Annotated in this window: 23 protein-coding genes; 8 read left to right on the plus strand and 15 right to left on the minus strand. The window is 62.7% G+C overall.

Going from position 1 to position 22,000, the window contains the following annotated elements; all coding sequences use genetic code 11:
• The first annotated feature begins 2 nt into the window (after nucleotides 1–2).
• Both dnaQ and MPC4_RS21650 read left to right on the plus strand, forming a co-directional pair.
• Nucleotides 3–710, plus strand: coding sequence for a DNA polymerase III subunit epsilon (dnaQ, locus tag MPC4_RS20360; RefSeq protein ID WP_134490454.1), 708 nt, complete (start codon nucleotides 3–5; stop codon nucleotides 708–710).
• Nucleotide 711: 1 nt separating this feature from the next.
• Entirely contained in the window at nucleotides 712–897 is a 186-nt protein-coding gene (locus MPC4_RS21650; RefSeq protein ID WP_342343647.1) for a hypothetical protein, read from the plus strand.
• A 41-nt stretch (nucleotides 898–938) separates the two neighbouring features.
• Here the strand turns inward: MPC4_RS21650 and glcF are convergent, their stop codons facing one another.
• The 13 genes from glcF to MPC4_RS20430 all read right to left on the minus strand — a co-directional run bounded on the left by glcF (nucleotide 939) and on the right by MPC4_RS20430 (nucleotide 11,997).
• The gene (gene glcF / locus MPC4_RS20370) at nucleotides 939–2,252 is read right to left on the minus strand and encodes a glycolate oxidase subunit GlcF (RefSeq protein ID WP_134490452.1); all 1,314 of its coding nucleotides are present in this window, start codon (nucleotides 2,250–2,252) and stop codon (nucleotides 939–941) included.
• A gap of 1 nt (nucleotide 2,253) precedes the next feature.
• Entirely contained in the window at nucleotides 2,254–3,459 is a 1,206-nt protein-coding gene (locus MPC4_RS20375) for an FAD-binding protein (RefSeq protein WP_174514150.1), read from the minus strand.
• Nucleotides 3,460–3,929: 470 nt separating this feature from the next.
• A complete protein-coding gene (locus tag MPC4_RS20380; RefSeq protein WP_174514151.1) occupies nucleotides 3,930–4,403 on the minus strand; it encodes an SRPBCC family protein in 474 nt (157 codons plus the stop codon).
• Between the two features lie 143 nt (nucleotides 4,404–4,546).
• On the minus strand, nucleotides 4,547–5,515 hold the full coding sequence (gene coaA / locus MPC4_RS20385; RefSeq protein ID WP_244629139.1) for a type I pantothenate kinase: 969 nt from the start codon (nucleotides 5,513–5,515) through the stop codon (nucleotides 4,547–4,549).
• Nucleotides 5,516–5,595: 80 nt separating this feature from the next.
• Nucleotides 5,596–5,925, minus strand: coding sequence for a phosphoribosyl-ATP diphosphatase (locus MPC4_RS20390; protein WP_174514152.1), 330 nt, complete (start codon nucleotides 5,923–5,925; stop codon nucleotides 5,596–5,598).
• Nucleotides 5,926–5,950: 25 nt separating this feature from the next.
• Nucleotides 5,951–6,721: an imidazole glycerol phosphate synthase subunit HisF gene (gene hisF, locus MPC4_RS20395; protein ID WP_174514153.1), complete on the minus strand. Its 771-nt coding sequence runs from the start codon at nucleotides 6,719–6,721 to the stop codon at nucleotides 5,951–5,953.
• Entirely contained in the window at nucleotides 6,714–7,454 is a 741-nt protein-coding gene (gene hisA / locus MPC4_RS20400) for a 1-(5-phosphoribosyl)-5-[(5-phosphoribosylamino)methylideneamino]imidazole-4-carboxamide isomerase (RefSeq protein ID WP_174514154.1), read from the minus strand. Before hisA ends, hisF begins: the two co-directional genes overlap by 8 nt.
• Nucleotides 7,451–8,101 (minus strand): imidazole glycerol phosphate synthase subunit HisH, encoded by a 651-nt coding sequence (hisH, locus tag MPC4_RS20405; RefSeq protein WP_174514155.1) that lies wholly within the window; start codon nucleotides 8,099–8,101, stop codon nucleotides 7,451–7,453. The genes hisA and hisH overlap by 4 nt, the downstream gene beginning before the upstream one ends.
• Nucleotides 8,098–8,574 (minus strand): DUF2628 domain-containing protein, encoded by a 477-nt coding sequence (locus MPC4_RS20410; RefSeq protein ID WP_174514156.1) that lies wholly within the window; start codon nucleotides 8,572–8,574, stop codon nucleotides 8,098–8,100. Before MPC4_RS20410 ends, hisH begins: the two co-directional genes overlap by 4 nt.
• A gap of 337 nt (nucleotides 8,575–8,911) precedes the next feature.
• Nucleotides 8,912–9,505 carry an imidazoleglycerol-phosphate dehydratase HisB gene (gene hisB, locus MPC4_RS20415; RefSeq protein WP_174514157.1) on the minus strand — a complete coding sequence of 198 codons (594 nt, stop codon included), beginning with the start codon at nucleotides 9,503–9,505 and terminating at the stop codon, nucleotides 8,912–8,914.
• Between the two features lie 173 nt (nucleotides 9,506–9,678).
• Nucleotides 9,679–10,977, minus strand: a complete 1,299-nt coding sequence (locus tag MPC4_RS20420; RefSeq protein WP_174514158.1) for a hypothetical protein — start codon at nucleotides 10,975–10,977, stop codon at nucleotides 9,679–9,681.
• 173 nt (nucleotides 10,978–11,150) lie between these two features.
• Nucleotides 11,151–11,534: a DUF190 domain-containing protein gene (locus tag MPC4_RS20425; protein ID WP_134490434.1), complete on the minus strand. Its 384-nt coding sequence runs from the start codon at nucleotides 11,532–11,534 to the stop codon at nucleotides 11,151–11,153.
• A 112-nt stretch (nucleotides 11,535–11,646) separates the two neighbouring features.
• On the minus strand, nucleotides 11,647–11,997 hold the full coding sequence (locus MPC4_RS20430) for a DUF190 domain-containing protein (protein WP_174514159.1): 351 nt from the start codon (nucleotides 11,995–11,997) through the stop codon (nucleotides 11,647–11,649).
• Nucleotides 11,998–12,232: 235 nt separating this feature from the next.
• Between MPC4_RS20430 and hslV the strand changes: the two genes are divergently transcribed.
• From hslV to trpS, 3 genes are all read left to right on the plus strand, one after another.
• Nucleotides 12,233–12,817: an ATP-dependent protease subunit HslV gene (gene hslV / locus MPC4_RS20435; RefSeq protein WP_134490428.1), complete on the plus strand. Its 585-nt coding sequence runs from the start codon at nucleotides 12,233–12,235 to the stop codon at nucleotides 12,815–12,817.
• Nucleotides 12,818–12,860: 43 nt separating this feature from the next.
• Nucleotides 12,861–14,171 carry an ATP-dependent protease ATPase subunit HslU gene (hslU, locus tag MPC4_RS20440; protein WP_174514160.1) on the plus strand — a complete coding sequence of 437 codons (1,311 nt, stop codon included), beginning with the start codon at nucleotides 12,861–12,863 and terminating at the stop codon, nucleotides 14,169–14,171.
• A gap of 134 nt (nucleotides 14,172–14,305) precedes the next feature.
• Nucleotides 14,306–15,340 (plus strand): tryptophan--tRNA ligase, encoded by a 1,035-nt coding sequence (trpS, locus tag MPC4_RS20445; RefSeq protein ID WP_174514161.1) that lies wholly within the window; start codon nucleotides 14,306–14,308, stop codon nucleotides 15,338–15,340.
• Nucleotides 15,341–15,371: 31 nt separating this feature from the next.
• On the opposite strand, the gene MPC4_RS20450 is transcribed toward trpS, so the two are convergent.
• The gene (locus tag MPC4_RS20450) at nucleotides 15,372–15,692 is read right to left on the minus strand and encodes an ArsR/SmtB family transcription factor (protein WP_174514162.1); all 321 of its coding nucleotides are present in this window, start codon (nucleotides 15,690–15,692) and stop codon (nucleotides 15,372–15,374) included.
• A 148-nt stretch (nucleotides 15,693–15,840) separates the two neighbouring features.
• Between MPC4_RS20450 and MPC4_RS20455 the strand changes: the two genes are divergently transcribed.
• A complete protein-coding gene (locus tag MPC4_RS20455; protein WP_174514163.1) occupies nucleotides 15,841–16,197 on the plus strand; it encodes a carboxymuconolactone decarboxylase family protein in 357 nt (118 codons plus the stop codon).
• Nucleotides 16,198–16,327: 130 nt separating this feature from the next.
• Here the strand turns inward: MPC4_RS20455 and MPC4_RS20460 are convergent, their stop codons facing one another.
• Nucleotides 16,328–18,193, minus strand: a complete 1,866-nt coding sequence (locus MPC4_RS20460; RefSeq protein WP_174514164.1) for a M3 family oligoendopeptidase — start codon at nucleotides 18,191–18,193, stop codon at nucleotides 16,328–16,330.
• A 238-nt stretch (nucleotides 18,194–18,431) separates the two neighbouring features.
• Between MPC4_RS20460 and MPC4_RS20465 the strand changes: the two genes are divergently transcribed.
• Both MPC4_RS20465 and MPC4_RS20470 read left to right on the plus strand, forming a co-directional pair.
• Entirely contained in the window at nucleotides 18,432–20,027 is a 1,596-nt protein-coding gene (locus tag MPC4_RS20465; protein ID WP_174514165.1) for an esterase-like activity of phytase family protein, read from the plus strand.
• Nucleotides 20,028–20,394: 367 nt separating this feature from the next.
• Nucleotides 20,395–21,918 carry a sigma-54-dependent transcriptional regulator gene (locus tag MPC4_RS20470; RefSeq protein ID WP_174514166.1) on the plus strand — a complete coding sequence of 508 codons (1,524 nt, stop codon included), beginning with the start codon at nucleotides 20,395–20,397 and terminating at the stop codon, nucleotides 21,916–21,918.
• Nucleotides 21,919–22,000 lie beyond the last annotated feature (82 nt).

Genomic DNA, 22,000 nt, shown 5'->3' on the forward strand with positions numbered 1-22,000 from the left:
CGGTGCGAGAGATTGTTCTTGACACAGAGACGACCGGCCTGGACCCGGCGCAGGGACATCGCGTCGTTGAGATTGGCGGCATCGAGCTTCTGAACGCCATCCCAACGGGCCAGATTTTCCACGTCTATATCCATCCCGAACGCGACATGCCGGATGAAGCCTTCCGCGTGCACGGGATTTCGCTGGAATTTTTGAGCGGAAAGCCTCTTTTTGCCGAAATAAGCGCCGCTTTCCTGGATTTCGTTGGCGACGCCAAGATCGTCGCCCACAACGCCGAATTCGACATGCGCTTCCTCAACGCCGAGCTGGCGCGGCTCGACGTCGCGCCCATCGGCTCGGAGCGCGTCATCGACACTCTGGCTATCGCCCGGCGTAAATTTCCAGGCGCCTCGAACAGCCTCGACGCCCTCTGCGCGCGTTTTGGCGTTGACGCCTCGCGGCGCACCAGGCACGGCGCTTTGCTCGACGCCGAGATTCTGGCCGAAGTCTATGCCGAACTTTGCGGCGGGCGGCAGACGGCGCTGGTTTTCAGCGCAGGGCTGAGGGCGTCGGAGGACTCCGGCTTCGTCCTGCTGACGCAGCGGCCCGAACCTCTGGCGCCGAGGCTGACGCCCGGCGAACTCAGCGCGCATCAGGCTTTCGTCGACGGCCTTGGCGCAAAGGCGCTGTGGCTGGCTTACGCCCCGCCGCCGGCTGCGGCGGCGGAGTGATTTGCCGGCGCTGCGCCGCCGCAAACGGCGCGGCGATGACGGCCGCACCAACCCGATGGTCAATCCTGGAGCGATGGGCGCGACGCTTGCTGATGGCGGCGTCAATCCGCTCACCAAGGAGCGCGTCATCGACGCGGACAGCTGCAAATTCGCGCTCGCCGTGATGGACCACGGCCGGACTCTATGAGACCTCGGAGGACTGGCTCTACGCCGGTTTTGCCTGCCGGCTCAGCCAAGGGACGCCAGCCCGGCGGGCTTCGGGCCGCCATAGGCGTAATCCAGCAATTCGACGGTGTGCAGCACGGGAAGGCCAAGGCCGCGGCCGATTTGTGTGATGCAGCCGATATTGCCCGTTGCGACAGCGTCCGGCTCCGTTGTCAGGATATTGGCGATTTTTCTGTCGCGAAGCTGCGCCGCGATCTCCGGCTGCAGGATGTTGTAGGTGCCGGCCGATCCGCAGCAAAGATGCCCTTCCGGCACGTCGCGCACCTTGAAGCCGGCGGCGGTCAGAAGCTGCTTCGGCAGTGTCGTGATTTTCTGGCCATGCTGCATGGAGCAGGCCGAATGATAGGCGAGGGTAAGGCCCGGCCGGTTGACGGGCTCCGGCAGCTTCAGCGTTCCAAGAAACTCGGTGACGTCCTTGGTGATGGACGAGACCTTTGCGGCCTTGGCGGCGTAGGCGGGGTCATTGCGCAGGAGGAAGCCATAGTCCTTGATGACTGTGCCGCAGCCTGAGGCCGTGATGATGATGGCGTCGAGGCCGCCGCGCTCGATCTCGGCCGTCCACACGTCGACATTGTGACGCGCCTCGGCGAGGGCGTGCTCCTCTTGGCCGAGATGGTGCACCAGCGCGCCGCAGCACCCTTCGTTTTTCGGCAGCACGACCTCGACGCCGACGCGGGTCAGCAGCCGGATCGTGGCGTCATTGATGCCAGGCCGCAGCACTTTTTGGGCGCAGCCGCCGAGCAGCGCGACGCGGGCGAGTCTGCGGCCTGCGGGTTTGATCTCGCCGGCGTCCGGAAAGGTCGAACGCGGGGGCAGGCGCAGCGGCGCGAGCGCGATCATCGCGCCCATTCGATCGCCAAGCTGGCCAAAGCGGGACAGGATCGGCTTCAGCGGCGCGGCGAGCGCGGCTCCCCGCAGCGCGATGCGGAAGCGGAACGGATAAGGCAGAATAAAGCCGAGCAGGGCGCGAAGCGCGCGGTCGGGCAGGGGACGGGCATAGGTTTTTTCGATGCGGATGCGGGCCTCGTCGACGAGATGCATATAATTGACGCCGGAGGGGCAGGTCGTCATGCAGGAGAGGCAGGAGAGGCAGCGATCGACATGCGTCACTGTCTCGACGTCGGCCGGCCGGTCATTTTCCAGCATCTGTTTGATGAGGTAGATGCGGCCGCGCGGGCTGTCGAGTTCGTCGCCGAGGAGCACGAAGGTCGGACAGGTGGCCGTGCAGAAGCCGCAATGCACGCATTTGCGCAGAATCGTTTCCGATTCAGCGATGCCCGGATCGGCCAGCTGGGCCAAAGAAAAATGCGTCTGCATGTCAAACCTCGGCCTGCATCCGTCCCGGCTCCAAAATGCCGAACGGGTCGAATTCTGCTTTCAATCTCTGCGACAAGGCTTTCAGCGCCGGGGGCTGGGGCTGAAACACCCGCGTCGCAGCCCGGACTTCGGCCGGCGCGCGCACGAGAGTCGCGTGGCCGCCGCCGTGAACGGCGATGGCGCCGCGGATCAGCTCCGCGCCGGAATCGGGCCCGCAATCGGGCGTGAGCGCGAGCCACACGAGACCGCCCGACCAGTCGAACAAAGCCTCGCCCGGATAGACCTTGCCGATCGTCGCGGCGACCGGCGGCCCGGCCGTGGGAGCGACTGAAATCTTCCAGATGATTTTGTCACGCGGCTCAGCGAGCGGTGCGACGTCGCGGATTGCGCGCCACAAAGCGATGGAGGCCGCGCCGTCAAGGCGTTCGGCCTTGGCGAAGGGTTTGAGGCTCAAGGCCAGCCGATCGAAGCGTTCATCGACGGAGGGAGCGAAGCCTTCGAGCCGTAAAAGCGTGACGGGACCCGCAAAGCCAAGCGCGTTGGCGGCGAAAGACGGCAAATGCGCCGCGCCCGAAACGTCGACCGGCGCCCCCATCGCAAGGCAAAGCGCCTCGACCGCGCGTTTTGGGGCGAGGCCCGCCAGCGCCAGCGTAGCCGTGGTTTCCGCCCGGGGCAGCACCTTGAAGGTCAGTTCGGTGACGACCGCGAGCGTGCCGAACGACCCGGCAAGACCGCGCGAGAGATCGTAACCCGTGACATTCTTGACGACGGTTCCCCCCGCTTTGAAGGCTTCGCCTCGGCCGTTGACCCCCTTGACGCCAAGCACATGATCGCGCGCGGCGCCGGCCTTGATCCGGCGCGGACCGGAAACGTTCGCCATCAGGCAGCCGCCGAGGGAGCCTGGCCCCGTCCCATAGAGCGCGCCAAAGGACATCGGCTCGAAGGCGAGCTCCTGACCCTTGGCGGCGAGCATCGCCTCAATGTCCTCGATCGGGGTCGCCGCCAGCGCGGAAACGACAAGTTCCTCTGGCTCATACATGGTGACGCCCTTCAGCGCGGAAAGATCGAGCCGCCGCGCCGCGTTCCAGGGCGCGCCAAGCTGCGCCTTTGAGCCGAGACCGCTGATGGAGAGCGGCGTGCGCAGCTGAGCCGCTTCCGCGACGCTCGCCGCCACCTCGTCGGGAGTAGCCGGAACCAATAAACTCATGAGACGGTAATTCCTGGCGCGAAATCATTATCCCGCCACCTGCAAATGTTGGCAAAAGTCATCCGCAAGGTCGAAGATAAAGGTGGAATGAAAGAGCGATGCGAGGCCGCGCCTAATCCAGGCGGAGCCTGCCCGGGCGCAGCGATGCACGCGCAATGACGATCCCTTCGCGGCGAACGGTCAGGGTTATGGCGAACTTTTCTTTGCCGCCGACGAGAGTTCTCATGCCATCCCTATTCCTTACCGCAGTATCCGTCCGGATCATCAACCGGAGGCGTCAGCCGCGTCGGCGTCCTTCGACGCCAGCGGGTGTCCGGCGAGCCGTTCCCGGAGCTTTGGTCTATAGAAATAACCCCGGCTCGCAACCATCGCTAGGGCTTTCAATCATGGTTTGGAAGAACGCCAACGCCTCAGGGCGCTGAAATTGCCCCGAGGCGCTCGCAAAATTCCGCCAGTTGTGGCGGGCGCGCCTATTTGACCTCGTCGGCGATGCCTTTCAAGCCCGCCTCGTAAACGCCGCCTATGGTTTCTTCGGCCTTGGCGTCGTCGGCGCCCTTGGCCTTGAACTCGCCCCACCATGTCACTTTGGAGCCTTCGCCGCTCGGCGTCACCTTGATCGTTGATTCATAGTCCGAGACGGGGAGCGGGCTCTCGATGATTTTATAGGTGTAGTTCATATTCGGGTCGTTTCGGGACACCTGTTCCTCGACGATCGAGCCGCCGCCCTTGAGGCTCAGCGTGCGGATCTGCGTTTCGCCCCTCGTCGAGAGCTCGCATTTCTCGACAACCGGATGCCAGTCGGCAATGCCACAGAACTCGCCGATCGTCTCCCATACTTTTTCGGGCGGCGCGGCTATCTCGATAGATTTCGATACTTTGAGCGCCAGCGCGGGCGTGGCTGCGACGGCGGCCATGGCTGTGGCGTAAATCAGCGTCTTGAGCATTTTGCGTTTCCCCGGGGTTCAAGACCTCGTGCGCGGGTCTTTCCAACCGGGGCGGACTCTGACGAGAGTTTTGCGAAGGTCAAGACCTTAACGCTGCGCAATGGGCCGCAAGGCGGGGCGGCGCGCCTTCGAACGCGCTCCGTTCAAAGCTTGCGCAGCTCGACTTCCTCGATTCGGTGGCTGGAGCCTTTGGTCAGGACAAGGCTTGCGCGCGCGCGGGTCGGCAGAAGGTTTTCGCGCAGATTGGCGAGGTTGATCCGGGTCCAGATGCCGCGCGCCGCCGCCTCGGCCTCGGCGCCGCTGAGATCGGCGTATTTCCTGAAATAGGATTGCGGATCGCGAAACGAGGTTTCCCGCAGCCGCATGAAGCGCCCCAGGAACCAGCGTTCGAGATCGCTCTCCGCGGCGTGCAGGTAGATCGAAAAATCGAAAAAGTCGGAAACGAAAGGCAGCCCTCTGCCGTCCTTCGCCGGCCGATTGGGCAGCAGGACGTTGAGCCCTTCGACAATGAGAATGTCGGGGCGATCGACGACGATGGCTTCACCCGGAACGACGTCATAGGTCAGATGCGAATAGACGGGCGCTTCGACATGGCGCCTGCCGGCCTTGACGTCCGAGAGAAAGCGCAGGAGCGCGGTGCCGTCATAGCTCTCCGGAAAGCCCTTTTTCTGCATCAGGCCTTCGCTCTCGAGCATGGCGTTCGGATGCAGAAATCCATCCGTGGTGACGAGATCGACCTTTGGCGTATTCGGCCAGCGCGAGAGCAGGGCCTGCATGACGCGGGCGAGGGTCGACTTGCCGACCGAAACGGAGCCTGCGATGCCGATGATATAAGGCGTCTTGCCGCCATCGGCGCCGAGGAAGCGCTGCGTCGCCTTATAGAGGCCCTGCGTCGCGGCGACATAGAGCGCGAGGAGGCGCGACAGCGGCAGATAGATCGCGACGACTTCTTCGAGGGAGATCGGATCGTTCAAGGATCTCAGCCGCGTCAGATCGTCGATCGTCAAGGTGAGCGGCGTATCGGCCCGCAGCGCCGCCCATTCGGCGCGGCTGAAACGATGATAGGGCGATAAAAGAACCTCGGCGGCTCCAGCGGCGGCGCGCTCATCCATCACCAGGCCCTCCGACAGTCCGGCGAACATATGCTCTTCAGATCCCGCCTGGGGCGGAAACTTCAAATCGACGGGAGGCGTCATCGTGAGACGCTCTGGCGGGAGGCTTTTTCCTGATGTCCGGACTGGCTGGTTCGAAGCTCAAGTTCGTCCAGCACCTCGCTCAGGGAAACATCGCCGAGACGCAGCAAGACCAGGAGATGGTAGAGAACGTCGGCGCTTTCGCTGACGATCGCCTGTTTTTCGCCCTCAATCGCGGCGATGACGAGTTCCACCGCCTCTTCGCCGAATTTCTTGGCGGCGCGGGCTGGACCCGCGTCGAGAAGCGACTTGGTGTAGGACGCAGCCGAAGTGGCGTTTCCGCGCGCGGAAATGATGGCGGCTAGGTCATCAAGGCTGAACGGCTTCATCCATTTGTCCTGATATCGGAAGCGTTTACCCTAGTCCATCCAGCCGCATCCGCAATCCGGATTTGGCCATATAATGCTTTGCCTCGGCGATGGTGAATTCGCCGAAGTGAAAGATCGAGGCGGCGAGCACGGCCGTCGCCCCGCCCTCGCTGATGCCTTCGACCAGATGGCGCAGTTCGCCGACGCCGCCGGACGCTATGACGGGCACGTTGACGGCGTTGGTGACAGCGCGCGTCAGGGCGAGATCAAACCCGCTCCTCGAGCCGTCGCGGTCCATCGACGTCAGAAGAATTTCGCCGGCGCCAAGCGAGACGACTTCCCTCGCGTAGTCAATGGCGTCGAGGCCGGTCGGCTTGCGCCCGCCGTGGGTGAAAATCTCCCATTTTCCGGGCGCCGTCTGTTTGGCGTCGATCGCCACGACAACGCATTGGCTGCCGAATTTTTCCGCCGCCTCGCGCACGAAGCCGCGATTGGCGACCGCCGCCGTCATGATCGAGGCCTTGTCCGCGCCGGCAAGCAGAAGCGCGCGAATGTCGTCGAGAGTTCTGACGCCGCCGCCGACGGTCAGCGGCATGAAACAGGCCTCGGCCGTCCGCCGCACGACATCGAGAAGGATCGGGCGATCGTCGGAGCTCGCGGTGATGTCGAGAAAGCACAGTTCGTCGGCGCCGGCCGCGTCATAGGCGATGGCGCATTCGACCGGATCGCCGGCGTCGCGCAGATCGACGAAATTAACGCCCTTGACGACGCGGCCATCCTTGACGTCGAGGCAGGGGATGATGCGGGATTTAAGCATCGGCGCCCGCCCGCGCGATCAGCGCCAGAGCCTCGGCCGGATCGAGCCTTCCGTCATAGAGCGCGCGGCCGGTGATTGCGCCGGCAAGCCTGGCGCAATCTGGCTGCAAAAGCCGCTCGACGTCGGCGAGCGAGGCGAGGCCGCCGGAGGCGATGACGGGAATGTCGACGGCCTCCGCCAGCGCCAGCGTCGCCTCCATATTGAGACCCTGCAAAATGCCGTCGCGGGCAATGTCGGTATAAATAATGGCGGAAACGCCCGCGTCCTCGAAGCGCCGGCCGAGTTCGAGCGCGTTCAGCTCCGAGCTCTTGGCCCAGCCTTCGACGGCGACCAATCCGTCGCGCGCGTCAATGCCCACCGCGACCCTGCCCGGATGAAGCCTTGCGGCCTCGCGCACAAGGTCAGGATCGCGCACCGCCGCGGTGCCGATGATGACGCGGGAAATTCCTTTTTGGAGCCAGGCTTCGATGGTCGCGAGATTGCGGATGCCGCCGCCGAGCTGCACCGGCATCCTGACCCTCGCGAGAATGTCCTCGACGGCCTCGGCGTTCTTGGGCTCGCCGGCGAAGGCGCCGTCGAGATCGACGACATGAAGGTAGACAAAGCCCTGCCGTTCGAAGCTTTCAGCCTGCGCTCCCGGGTCGGCGGAAAATACCGTCGCCTTGGCCATGTCGCCCTGTTCGAGACGCACGCAGCGTCCGCCCTTAAGATCGATGGCGGGGAAAAGGATCATGGCCGCCACCTCAAAAAATTGGCGATCAGCGCCAGCCCGAGGGTCTGGCTCTTCTCGGGATGAAATTGCGATCCGACGATATTGTCGCGCCCGATCAGGGCGCTGACGGCGCCGCCATAGTCGGTCGCGGCGATGACGCTCTCCGGCCGTGCAGGCTTGAACGCATAGGAATGCACGAAATAGGCGTGCAGGCCCGTGGGGCCGGTCGGGATATGGCTTAGCACCGGGTGCTCGCGGGCAAGATCCAGCGTGTTCCAGCCCATATGCGGGATGCGCAAGGCCGGGTCGTTCGGCTCGATCGCGTCGACTTCGCCCTCGATCCAGCCAAGGCCGGGCGTCTCGCCATGCTCCAGCCCGCGCGTCGCCAGCAGCTGCATGCCGACGCAAATGCCAAGAAACGGGCGGCCCTTTTTCAGCACGGCCTCGTTCAGCGCCTCGACCATGCCGGGAAGCGCCTCAAGCCCGCGCCGGCAATCGGCAAACGCGCCAACGCCCGGCAGGACAATATGGTCCGCCGCCGCGACCGTGGCCGGATCGGGCGTCACTTCGATGGCGGAGGCAAGCCCGGCCTCGCGTGCGGCGCGCTCGAAGGCTTTTTGGGCGGAATGCAGATTGCCCGAGCCATAATCGACGATCGCAACCTTCACCGGCGCGCCTCTGGCTCGGGCAGGCTGCCGAGAACGGGCGAAGCCGGCGCAGAGGCGTGGATCTGCGCCGGATGCGCGCTGCTCTGCGCGGGCGGCGGCTCGTTCGCGCCAAACTGACGATAAAAAACCATCTCAGCCTGATCGAGAGCGGGCGCGGCGATGATTTCCGCCAAATTATACCCCTGGCTCCAGAGCCGTCCTTCAATGAGCCGGTTCGCTTCGAGTCCCAAAAGCAGCTGCAGCAGAAAGAGAAGCGTCAGAATGGCCAGGAAGGACAGGGCGCCGGCCGCGCCGAGAAGCACAAGGAGAAGGAAGGCCGCGAACCACAGCCCGGCCCAAAGCCAGAGCCGGCGCCGCAGCAGCCACAACGGGCCAAAGACGAAGGCTCTCGCGCAAAAACCTTCGCGCACGAAGGCGGCCTCGCCAATGCGCGCGACGTCCTCACCCGGCAAATGGACCGAAAAGACGGCCATGTGTTTTTGGCTCCCTTACTCTAGAGCGCTTTCCGATCGAATGGAGTCATTCGATCGATCAGAAATCGCTCCAGATCAAAAACTTGAGCATATCCTTGTCGATCAGATCGAACCGATCTGATCGGAATATGCTCTAACGTAATCGCGCCCTGACGTATTCGTCTGGGCAAACCCCGCCCGGAGGCTCCGCCCTCATTGTGAGGAAAGGGCGAAGCCTGCGCCCCGAAAGAAGAGCCAATGCGCGTTCAGCGTCGCCCGTCTGCTTCGAGGCGATCGCTTCGCGATCTCCCTGGCCTGAGGGCTTGAGGCCGCATGGCTCCAAAAAACCGGCGCCAGCCTACCCCGCGAGCGTTCCCTTGGTGGAGGGAATGGCCCCCTTCTGGCGTGGATCCTGTTCTATCGCAAGGCGCAAAGCGCGGGCGAGGCCCTTGAAACATGATTCCGAAATATGGTGCGCGTTCTCGCCATATAAAGTCTCGACGTGAACCGTCATGCCGGCGTTCATGACGAAGGCCTGGAAGAATTCGCGCACCAGCTCCGTGTCGAATTCGCCGATTTTTTCGCGCGGAAAGCTGGTTTTGAACACCAGAAAAGGACGTCCCGAGACGTCGATGGCGACGCGGGTCAGGGTCTCGTCCATCGGCAGAAGGGCGTCGGCGTAGCGGGTGATGCCGGCGCGGTCCCCAAGCGCCTTGCGGATCGCCTGCCCCAGCGCGATGCCTGTATCCTCGACGGTGTGATGCTGGTCGATATGCAGATCGCCCCTTGCGGAAATCGCCATATCGATCAGCGAATGGCGCGCGAGCTGCTCCAGCATGTGATCGAAAAAGCCGATTCCGGTCTGAATTTTAGCCGCGCCCGTCCCATCGAGATCGACGGACGCTTCGATTTCGGTCTCTTTGGTTTTACGTGAGACGGCGGCGGCGCGCATTTTTGGGACCCGGTGCGAAATATGCCGCTGCTCTAGCAAGTCGGGGACGGATTGGCTAGCTTTTGATATCTCTTGTCGAACTTTGCTTTCCGCCACATGCCGGGCGCGCCCGCGAGGATAACCTTCGACACGGCCCCTGGAGGATTGTGCGGAAACCCTCCGGCTCTTGACCATCATGAGCGATCGGGCGGGAGCGCTTTCGTCGATACGCTGGCGCCCGTTTGCGTGTCGGACACCGCGCGCAGCTTTGGAGCGGTGCGGCCCGCAGTCGCCAAATCCCTCGTGTCGACTTCCTGCTCGTCGGCGGCCGAATTGCGCGCAAGCAAATCCAGAAGCTTCCGGTTTGAGGCTTCAAGGTTTCCAATATGGTCGAGATGGCTTCGCAGATCCTCGCGCAGGCGCTGATTTGTGCGGGTGAGAAAATCCACCTTGGAGTTCAAGGCTGACTGCTTGATCTCGGAATCATAGAATTGTTTTTCCTTTATCGAGAGAGCCTCCGCCAAAGCTCTTTCGCGTTCTTCGATTTGTTCAATCTGCGCGGCGCTGTCCTTTCGAAATTGACTGAACTCGGCCTGCAGCGAGTTCAAAGCCGCCTTCGCCCTGCTGGCGCCCTCGAGCTCAACCGCATATTTCTCGGCGACAGACTTCGATTCCCGTTCCGCCCGCTCGAGATCGCTGGCAACGGAAACCGTCTCCGATTTAAGGACCGCGGTTTCGCGCAACAGCGATTGGATTGTGAAATCGTGCTCATTCAGCCTCTGAACCAGCGCAACATTCTCTTCGGCCGCGCGCTGACGCGCCAATTCGGCGGAAGCCATTTTCTGGAAAAGCTCGTTGGCGGCGCCCTGGGTCTTCGCGTAGTCGCTCTCGAGAGCCGCGAACTTTCGTTCCGTTTCCGTGAGATGATTGCGGGCTATGCGAAGGTCATCGTCCAGCTTCATCGCCAGAGGCCGGTAATAGCCAAGGTCGCGCTCGGCTTCGGCCAGCTTGTGCCTGTACTCGTCATTTGAAGCTGTGAGGAGCGCAACGGAGGCTTCACTTTTGCCGGCCGCCTCCATCGCCTTGGCGAGAAGCGGTTCGATGGTCGCAAGACGATTCGTCAGCACGTCGAAACTCAACGACAAATTTGAAACGGTTTTCGCGTGCTCGCAACGCAGTTCGACGGCTTGATCCCGTACAGCCGACATGAGCGACTCGATATCTGCGCCATCCTCCATCGCCGCTGCTCCAGTTGTCGATAGCGTAGTGTTCTGGCCAAATTCTTCCGCGGACGAACCTGCCGGTTTCGTGTCCCCCGATTGAAGAACTGCGGAACCGGCGGGGCTGGCGCCTGTGTTTTCCCGGGCGCGCTTTTGCAGCGGCCGGATGATCAGCAAATAGATGGCGCCGATGGCCACGGCGAAAAGAATAAGGACGATGAGATCCATCTTTCCGCCAATGCCGAGGGCCTGGACGAAAGCCGGCGTGAACACGTCTCTCTTTGCCTCAAGCGCGACAAGCACAAATATCTTAACACACAATTATCGCGTGTGGCGGCGGGAAAATGAAGGAGCCTGCGAGCAGGCGGGCGCCGGGCAATCGGCCTCGCCTCGCGCCGCCGCAGCCGAAGCTTCCCCGGGGGCCGCTTGCCGCGTCGGGGCGCCCTTCAGTGCGCATGCCCCAGGAAATGCTCCTTGATGCGCTGGGCCAGCCCGGCGCGCTGGCGTCCGTATTGCAAAACCTTCGCCTTCTCCAGCGTGACGAGTCCGCTTTCCATCATTTCGTCGAGAACGGGAAGGAAGGCGTTGATCTTCTCCTCGGCGTCGACGATTTCGACGACGACCGGATAATCTTGGCGCAGCGGCGACAAATGAGGCTGGTGAAGCTTGGCCGAATGGCCAAAGCCGAGACAGCCTCGCAAGACAGTGGCGCCGGCAAGGTTCATCTCCCGCGCCTTGGTCACGATGGCGTCATACAAGGGATCGAGGCCGGAACGGTCGGAGACGCTGGTGAAGATGCGCAGCAAAACGGCGTCGTGCGGAAGGTCCATGCAAGCGCCCCTTCTTTGTGTTGCCGCCTGCGCTAGAGTGCTTTCCGATCGGATGGAGTCATTCGGTTGATCAGAAATTGCTCCAGTTTCAAAAGCTTGAGCATAGTCTTGTCTAGCGCCCGGCAAGAGCTCCATCTGGCGAAAAGGAAATCGCCCGGACGATTTCCAGGGTCACGAGGCCGGTCTCGACCATTTCATCCACCTCGGGAAGGAATTGGTCGATTTTCTCCCTCGTATCGACGATCTCGACGATCAATGGCGAGCAGGGGGCCGCGTCGACGTTGATCTGCGAGTGAATGCGGCGCCCGTGACCAAAACCCTCGGGTCCTGGAAGCACGGTCGCGCCGGCCATTTTCCGCTCCAAAGCTTTCATGAAGATCGCCTCCGCGAGCGGGCGGCCATGAAAATGGTCGCTCTCCGCAACGAACACTCTGAGCAAAACGGCTTCGACGGGCGAACGCATGCCGGCTCTCCCCCGAAAGGGCTGGTCGGGAACGGGCGCTGCGCCCTTTTTTTATAAGTTCGAGGCGACGCATCCCGGCGCTCTTCAAGGATAGACCCGTTTTGGCGCTTCATCAATTGAGTGAATGGCGCTCGCAGCTTCGCCCGCGGCCGCTCTCTCTTGCATCCGCTCCGGCGAACCCATAGATGGGGGTAGGCTTCCCTGCCAAACCGGCCCCTCCACAGAAAACCCAAAAATGCAGCAATTCCCGTCCGGTTCGGACTCATCTCGCGACTCCTGGCACGCGACGACGATCATCCTGGTCAAGAAAGACGGCCGCACGGTCATCGGCGGCGACGGTCAGGTCTCGATCGGGCAGACCATCGTCAAGGGCAACGCCAAAAAGGTGCGCCGGCTCGCCAAGGGCGAGGTCATCGGCGGTTTCGCGGGCGCGACCGCCGACGCCTTCACCCTGTTCGAGCGGCTGGAGGCCAAGCTGGAGCAGTACCCCGGCCAACTCATGCGCTCCTGCGTCGAACTCGCAAAAGACTGGCGCACGGATCGCTATCTGCGCCGGCTCGAGGCGATGATGCTCGTCGCCGACAAGCAGACGGCGCTGGTGCTCACCGGCAATGGCGACGTTCTGGAGCCGGAAGCGACCGAGCGCGGCTCGGTGATGGGCATTGGTTCGGGCGGCAATTACGCGCTCGCCGCCGCGCGGGCCTTGCTCGCGACAGACCTCGAGGCCGAGGCGATCGCGCGGCGCTCGCTGGAGATCGCCTCGGAGATTTGCGTATACACCAACCGCAACCTCGTGATCGAATCGATTGCCTCAAACTGAGGTTCGGGCAGGATCGAGAAGCTTTGCCGATGATTGGGCTGTTATGACCGATTTTTCTCCCCGCGAGATCGTTTCCGAACTCGACCGTTTCATCGTCGGGCAGCACGACGCCAAGCGCGCGGTCGCCATCGCTTTGCGCAATCGCTGGCGCCGCCTGCGCCTCGAAGGTTCGATGCGCGATGAAGTTCTCCCCAAGAATATTTTGATGATTGGCCCCACAGGCTGCGGCAAGACGGAGATTTCGCGCCGCCTCGCCAAGCTCGCAGGGGCGCCCTTCCTAAAGGTCGAGGCGACGAAATTTACCGAAGTCGGCTATGTCGGCCGCGATGTCGAGCAGATCATCCGCGACCTCGTCGAGACGGCGATTGCGATGATCCGGGATGAAAAACGCAAGCTTGTCCGCGCCAAAGCCGAACTCGCGGCGGAAGACCGGCTTCTCGACGCGCTCGTCGGTCCTGGCTCCTCGCCCGCGACGCGCGACAGTTTTCGCAAAAAGCTGCGCGCCGGCGAACTCGACGACAAGGAAATCGAGATCGAACTCGCGCAAGGGGGCGGGTCGTCCCTGCCGATGTTTGAATTGCCCAACATGCCTGGCTCGCAGATCGGCGCCATCTCGATCGGCGATATCTTTGGCAAGGCGCTCGGCAAGGGCGCCAAGCCTCGCCGCACCACCGTTAAGGATGCGACGGCGCCCCTGATCACCGAGGAGAGCGACAAGCTCGTCGATCAGGACGCCGTGGTGCGTGAAGCGATCGAGGAGGTCGAGAACAATGGCATCGTCTTCCTCGACGAGATCGACAAGATCTGCGTGCGGGAGGGGCGCGGCGGCGCCGATGTTTCGCGCGAAGGCGTGCAGCGCGACCTGTTGCCGCTGATCGAGGGCGCGAGCGTTCCGACCAAGCATGGCGTGGTGAAAACCGACCATATCCTGTTCATCGCCTCTGGCGCCTTCCATGTGTCGAAACCCTCGGACCTTTTGCCGGAATTGCAGGGGCGTCTGCCGATCCGGGTCGAGCTTGCGCCGCTGACGGAGGATGATTTCCGCCGCATTCTGACCGAGACGGAGGTCAGCCTCATCAAGCAATATGAGGCGCTGCTGCGCACGGAAGGCGTCGAACTGGTTTTTACGCCGGACGCCGTCAATGCGCTGGCAAAGATCGCGGCGCAGGTCAATTCCTCCGTTGAGAATATCGGCGCGCGGCGCCTCCAGACCGTCATGGAGCGCGTGCTGGATGACGTCAGCTTCACGGCGGCGGACCGCTTCGGCGAGAAAATCGTCATCGACGCGGCTTTTGTGGAGAAAAACATCGGCGATCTGGCGAAAAACGCGGATCTCAGCCGGTTTATTCTCTAATCAGCCGTTTCATCAAAAAGGGCGCCCGGCTCGGATTTGGGCGGCCTTTTCGCCCGGGCGCTTGCCTTGGCGGCAAATCCTTGCGATAGCCCGGCGCCTTCGTGGAAAATGTCAATTGCCGGGAGCCCTCGCACATGGCGCAATTCGCAGAACGGGTTTTTTCCGGCGTCCAGCCGACGGGCAACCTGCACCTTGGCAATTATCTCGGCGCGATCGTCAAATTCGTCGAATTGCAGCGCACGCACGACTGCATCTATTGCGTCGTCGATCTGCACGCCATCACTGTGCCGCAAAACCCTCTCGAGCTGAAGGCGAGCATAAGGGAGGTGACGGCGGCCTTCATCGCGTCCGGCGTCGATCCGAGCCAGCATATCATCTTCAACCAGAGCCAGGTCGCCGAGCACGCGGAGCTCGCATGGGTGTTCAATTGCGTCGCGCGCATGGGCTGGCTGAACCGCATGACGCAGTTCAAGGAGAAGGCCGGCAAGGACCGCGAGAACGCCTCGGTCGGGCTTTACGCCTATCCGTGCCTGATGGCGGCCGACATCCTGCTCTACCGCGCAACCCACGTGCCGGTCGGCGAGGACCAGAAGCAGCACCTTGAGCTCGCGCGCGATATTGCGCAGAAGTTCAATCTCGACTACGCCGCGTCGATCGCGGCCAATGGTCATGGCGAGGCTTTTTTCCCGCTGCCCGAGCCTCTCATTCAAGGCCCGGCGACGCGTGTGATGAGCCTGCGCGACGGCGCGAAGAAAATGTCGAAATCGGACCCTTCCGATTATTCGCGGATCAATCTTTCCGACGACGCCGACGCCATCGCGCAGAAGGTGCGAAAGGCGAAGACCGATCCGGAGCCGTTGCCGTCGGATGTCGAGGGCCTTGCGAAACGCCCCGAGGCCGACAATCTTGTCGGCATCTATGCCGCCCTGAACGGCGAGACGAAGCCGGAGGTCTTGAAGACATTTGGCGGCGCCAATTTCTCGGCGTTCAAATCGGCGCTGGTCGATCTGGCGGTGGCGAAAATCGGCCCGATCGGCGCGGAGATGAAGCGGCTCAAGGATGACGCCGCCTATATCGACGGCGTGCTCACGGACGGCGCGGCGCGGGCCAAACTGATCGCACGGGAGAATATGGCGGCGGTGAAGGATATTTTGGGCTTCGTGCGGTAAGCGCGCGGCCGCGAGAGCCGGCGCCCGCGCCCTAATCCTTCGGGCAGAACAACCCGTAAAAAGCGTTCAGCACGGACAACACCTTCGGGTCGGCGACGGCGTAATAGATCCGCTTGCCTTCCCGTCGCGTCGTCACCAGTCCCTCCGTCCGCAGCACGCCCAATTGTTGCGACAGCGTCGGTTGGCGGATATCCAGCAGCGTCTCCAGCTCGCCGACTGATTTTTCGCCCTCTGTCATCTGGCACAACAACAAGAGCCGGTCCTCGTTGGCGAGGACGCGCAGCAAGGCCGTCGCGCCGTGGGCGGCGGCCCGCATTTTTGCGACGTCGATCGACGCCTTGCTCTCGTTCATGCCTTCTGTCATTATACTAGAAAATATTTTATTGCAATATATTATATCACAATATATTATATGAGAGGAAGATGGCGGCGTGGCCATCGTGTGATCCGATCCGAAAAGGCCGCGCCTTTTCGCAACCGCGCCTCAGGAGTTTATGCACATGAGCCTTTCCGCCGCGACTTACCGGGAGCTGACCCAGGGGGTCTCCAAGAACCTTGCCACCTTGCGCGCCGATCTGCCCGAGGTGATGAAGGGCTTCAGCGATCTGGCGCGCACCGCAACTCAGGACGGCGCCCTTGACAAAAAAACGAAAGAGCTGATCGCGCTGGCTTTAGGGGTCGCGTCCCGCTGCGACGCCTGCATCGGCTTTCACGTCCAGGCTTTGGTGAAACTCGGCGTGACCAAGCTTGAGCTCGAAGAAATGCTGGGGATGGCGGTTTATATGGGCGGCGGCCCATCCTTGATGTACGCCGCCAATGCGATCGCCGCTTTCGAGGAATTTTCCGCCGCGGCGTGACGCATGGCAGGCCCGGACCCGGTTCGTGCGTCCCCCGGACGAGCACCGTCTTCTCCTTCTTGGAGACGCTGCTGTTGCGGTTTCTCGGGATGAGGGCGCCTGAACGGCCGTTCCAGCGCCGCTCAATACGTCAAGCCTTCCCCTCCAGCGCCTCCAGTTCGGCGATCAGCCCCTCGATCATGCCAAGGCCGATCTGCCAGAAGGCGGGATCGCGCGCGTCCAGGCCAAAAGGCGCCAGAAGCTCGCCATAGGGCTTCGCGCCGCCCGCCGACAGCAAAGCGAAATAGCGCTCGGCGAAACCTTCCTGCGCCTTCTGATAGACGCCATAGAGCGAATTGACGAGACAATCGCCGAACGCATAGGCGTAGACGTAGAAAGGCGAATGGATGAAATGCGGAATATAGGCCCAATAGGCCCTGTAATCCTCGGTGAATTCGATCGAAGGGCCAAGGCTCTCGGTCTGCTCGCTCATCCAGAAGTCGCAGATCTGCTCGGCCGTGAGCTCTCCGTTGCGGCGTTCGATATGCACCTTGCGCTCGAAGGAATAGAAAGCGATCTGCCGCACGACGGTATTCAGCATGTCCTCGACTTTTGAGGCCAGCATGGCGCGGCGCTCGGCGACCGTGTCAGCCCTTGCGAGCAGGGCGCGGAAGGTCAGCATCTCGCCGAAGACCGAAGCGGTTTCGGCCAGCGTCAGCGGCGTCGGCGCCATCAAGGCGCCATTGTGCGCCGCCAGCACCTGATGAACGCCGTGGCCGAGTTCATGGGCGAGCGTCATCACATCGCGTGGCTTGCCCTGATAGTTGAGCAGCACATAAGGGTGCGCCGAGGGCACGGTCGGATGGGCGAAAGCGCCGGGGCTTTTGCCCGGCCGCACGGGCGCGTCGATCCAGCGCTCGTCGAAAAAGCGTTTCGCGATACCGGCCATCTTCGGAGAAAAATCGCCATAGGCGCCAAGCACAGCTTCACGCGCGGCGTCCCAGGGGTAGGTTTTGGCCGGAACATTGGGGAGCGGCGCGTTGCGGTCCCAGAATTTCAGCGCCGGCTTGCCGAACCACTTGGCCTTCAGCCTGTAATAGCGGTGGGAGAGGCGCGGATAGGCGGCGCGCACCGCGCTGACCAGCGCATCCACGACCTCACGCTCCACCCGGTTGGAGAGATGGCGTGAATCCGCGACGTCCTTGAAGCCGCGCCAACGATCGGAAATCTCCTTATCCTTGGCGAGCGTGTTGGTGATCAACGTAAATGTGCGCACATTCTCCTTGAGAACGCCGCCAAGCGCCTTGGCGGCCTTTTCGCGCAGCTCTTCTTTTTGATCCTGCAGGAGATTGAGCACCGGCTCGATGCTCAGCGACTGCCCGTCGACATCGAAGCGCAGCGCCGTGATGGTCTCGTCGAACAGCCGGTTCCACGCGCCATAGGCGGTGACGGATTTTTCGTGGAACAATTGTTCGAGCTTGTCTTCGAGCTGATAGGGCTTGCCTTTGCGGATGTCCTCGATCCACGGCCGGTAATGCGCCAGCGGTCCCTCGGATAGAGCCTTGTCCAGCGCGCCTTCGTCGAGCCGGTTCAATTCGAGTTCGAAAAACAAGAGATGCGAGGAGGCGGCGGTTATCCTCTCCTGCGTGTCGCCATAGAATTTGGAGCGGACGGGGTCCGAGGTGTCGCCGGCATAGACGAGACCGGCATAGGACATGATGCGGCCGAGCAATTCCTCCAGCGCCTCATAGCGCTTCACCGCTTCCGCGAGCGCGACGCCGCTCTGATCCTTGGCGAGATCCTCGATCTTTCCGCGATAGGCCTCGCTGAAGGCTTTGCACTCGGCCTCGGCAGAGTTGAGATCGGCGGTGAAGGCGGGGGCGTCGGGAGCGGCGTAAAGATCGGCGAGATTCCATTCCGGCAAGGCGCCAAGGTCAACTGGCTCGCCGCTTTGCCGCGCGGCTTCCGCCGCGGCGCGGACGCTATCGATGGACCGGAAAAAGCGTATGGGGGACATGGGCGGACCTGATCTTTAACGAGGCGGCGGCTTTGCGCGCGGGAAGGATGGCCACTGTCTTCATATCGGAGCGGACGCGGCAAGATCAACCGTAAGGCGCTCCCGTCCGGCGGCTCGCCAGCGCGGCCTTTGTAATATGCCCGACACACAGCCAAGCCTAAGTGTCTCGCCCGATCTTGCAGAGCGCCGCAACCGGCGCCGCCGCGATTGCATTTCACAGGACAAATCCGGAGACCCGATGAAAACCCAGCTTAAGTCCTCCGTTCACGCAGCGCCTGGCATATGGATGCGCCGCGGCGTGGCGGCGATCGCCCTGCTCGCCTTCAGCGCAGGCGGCGCATTTGCTCAATCCGTCGCCTTTGAAGGCGCGACCTTCGTCAACAAGGGACTCGTCGGGGCCGCCCGCGTCCCCTCGAACGCCCTCGACGAATATAATGAGACGCTCGGAGGCTTTGGCTCCGGCATGGCGCTCGACCTTTCGAGTTGGCAAAAGGACAGGGACGGCGGCTATAGCGGCGTGCTTTACATGCTGCCCGATCGCGGCTGGAACACCCAGGGAACGATCGATTTCCGCGGCCGGCTGCATCGGTTCGAGATCAAGCTCAATCCGTTCTACGGCGCCAGCACCGTCAGCCAGAATCAGCTGTCGCTGCGCTATCGCTCCTCGGTCCTGTTCAATGGCGGCGAGACGACCGGCCTCGACCCCGCCGCGGCAAAGCCCGCGACCCGGCGCTTCCCGGACCTGCCGGTCGGCTCCGACGGGCACATCAGCGTCGACGATGAAGCCGTGGTTCACCCCGGCGACGGCACCGTCTGGGTCAGCGACGAATATGGCCCCTATGTCTATCACTATACGCTGGGCGGCAAGCTGCTCAACGTCATCCGGCCGCCAGAGGCCTTCATCCCGAAACGCAAGGACGCCTCAGGCCAGCTCGTCGAAAGTTTTTCATCGGACAGCGCGCCCGTCGGCGTGACCTATAATCCCGATCCCGGCAAGCCCGTCGCCGGACGGCAGGACAATCAGGGCTTTGAGGGGCTGGCCATGAGCCCCGATCGCAAAAAGCTCTTCGTTCTGCTGCAAAGCGCGCTGACGCAGGATCTCGATCCGGCCAATGTCAAGACGACGCGTCACAATACGCGGTTGCTCGCCTATGATCTGCGGGACGAGAAGCCAAGGCTCGTTGGCGAATATGTCGTGCAGCTGCCGCTCTATCAGGACCAGACGACGACCAAGACGAAGCTTCTCACCGCCGCGCAAAGCGAGCTTCTGGCTTTGAACGATCATCAGTTCCTCGTCCTCGCCCGCGATAGCAGCGCCGGATTCACAGCTGCTTCGCCCGCCTCCGTCTATCGCAGCGTCGACCTCATCGACATCTCAAAGGCGACCAATATCGCCGGCGGCGTCTATGACCAGACAGGCGGATCGGTCGCGCCGCTCGGCGTGCTGAACAGCGCCATCACGCCGGCCGCCTATCAGAAGTTCCTCGACATCAACGACAATGCGCAGCTGAACAAATTCAACCTGCACAATGGCCTGCCGAACAATGCGAACGACCTTTACGAGAAATGGGAAAGTCTCGCCCTCGCGCCGGTCGGCGACCGCAAGGCCCCGAATGATTATTTCCTCTTCATCGGCAGCGACAATGACTTCATCACGCAGCAGGGCCGCATGGTCGGTCAGCCCTATGCGGATGCGACGGGCGCCAATGTCGATACGCTCGTCCTCGTCTACCGCGTGACCTTGCCGACCTATGTGCAGCCGGAGCTGCGGGGCGGAGGCGAAGGCGGCCATGACGACGACCGCTTCACGCATTTTGGCGGCGGGGGCCGTTAGTCGCAGGCGCGCGCCGCGCCACCGCTGGAGCACATTCCGATCAGATCGGTTCGATCTGATCGACAAGGATATGCTCAGGTTTTTGAATCTGGAGCGATTTCTGATCGATCGATTGACTCCACTCGATCGGAACGCGCTCTGGAACCGATCGAAGGCGCAGGGCTTGAAACCGGATGATTGATCGGCCGGCCCCGCGCCTTCGCAGCGATGTTTGCGTAAGTCTTTTTTCGCTTCGTTAACATCGCGTTTACCCTGATCGGCCAGCATGGGCTGCGACGGGGCGTATCGCCTCACTCTTTGATTTGTGGACCGGCTTCTCCCGGCGCTTCTCCCCGAGGCGCCGGGGCCAGCCCGCGCGCGAGGCCTCATGTCCCCGAGAATTCTGATCGTCGACGACGATCCCGTTCAACGCCAGCTCCTTGAGGTTCTGGTTCATCGTTTCGGCTATGGCGCCGAGACGGCGCCGGGCGGCGAGGCGGCGCTCAAACGAATGGCGGCGGCGAACGAACCGCCGATCGACCTTCTGATTCTCGATCTTGTCATGCCGGACCTCGACGGCATGGGCGTTCTCGGGCGCCTGCGCGACAAGAATGCGTTGGTGCCGGTCGTCGTGCAGACGACGAACGGGTCGATCGAAGCGGTCATTTCAGCGATGCGCGCCGGCGCCGCCGATTTCGTCGTGAAGCCGGTCGGCCCCGAGCGTCTCCAGGTCGCGATCAAGAACGGCTTGCGCCTCGGCGCGCTCGAAGACGAAGTCCGCCGCCTCGGCGACAAGGCGCGCGGGGCCTTATCGTTCAGGGACATCGCTGGCGGGAGCGCCGAAATGGAGCGCGTCGTGCGGCTTGGCGAACGGGCCGCCAAATCAACCCTTCCCGTGCTGCTCGAAGGCGAAACCGGGGTCGGCAAGGAATTGGTCGCGCGGGCGATTCATGGCGCTTCCGACCGGCGCGGACGCCCCTTCGTGATGGCGAAATGCGGCGCGCTTCCCGGCGATTTCATCGAGCCATTTTTGTTTGGGCACGAAAAGGGCGCCTTCGCGGGAGCGCAGGAGAAGCAGCCCGGCAAATTCGTCGAAGCGCATGGCGGCGCGCTGTTTCTCGACGATATCGGGGAACTGCCGCTGAGCGCGCAGGGCGGCCTTTTGCGTGCGCTGCGCGATGGCGAGGTCGATCCCGTCGGGTCAAAGCGCCCGGTCAAGGTCGATGTCCGCGTCATTTGCGCGACGAAGCAAGATCTGATCGAACTCGTCAAGGCCGGCCGTTTCCGCGAGGATCTTTATTATCGGTTGAACGTGCATCCGATCGGCGTTCCAACGCTTCGCCAGCGCCGCGACGACATCGGCGATCTCGCGCGCCGCCTTTGCGCCCGTTTTTCGGCGGAAGAGGGTAAACGGCTGCGCGGGCTCAGCGCCGAGACGCTGAATTTGCTGGCCGCCTATGATTGGCCGGGCAATATCCGGCAATTGGAGAACGCCGTCTTTCGCGCCGTGGTCCTTGCCGACGGCGATGAATTGACCGTCGCGGAATTTCCCCAGATCGCGGCGCAAGTTCAAGGCTTCGACGTGCGCATTCCCCCGCTTCCGGAACTGGCGCCTCTTCCGGCGCGGCGCGAGCCCGAATTGGCGCACACCGGAATGCGCGACCAAAATGTTCTGGCCTTGCTCGATGAGGGCGGCGAGATGCGCCGGCTCGATCAGCTCGAGGCCGAGGCCATCCGTTTTGCCCTCGCCCATTATCGCGGCCGCATGACGACCATGGCGCGCAAGCTCGGCATCGGGCGCTCGACGCTCTACCGCAAGATGAAGGAATATGGCTTTGCGCTGACTGCGGAGGAGCCGGGCTCGACGGATCGCGACGCCGCGGCCGAGCCGGGCGATGAAGACGCCGCATGAGCCGGGGCGCGCCGCCGTACGGGAGAGCGTCACCGTATTTTGTAGAGACCTTTCTTGGCGATTGAGATGAAATACGTCAAAC

The organism is Methylocella tundrae, assembly GCF_901905185.1.
Classification (GTDB): Bacteria; Pseudomonadota; Alphaproteobacteria; order Rhizobiales; family Beijerinckiaceae; genus Methylocapsa; species Methylocapsa tundrae.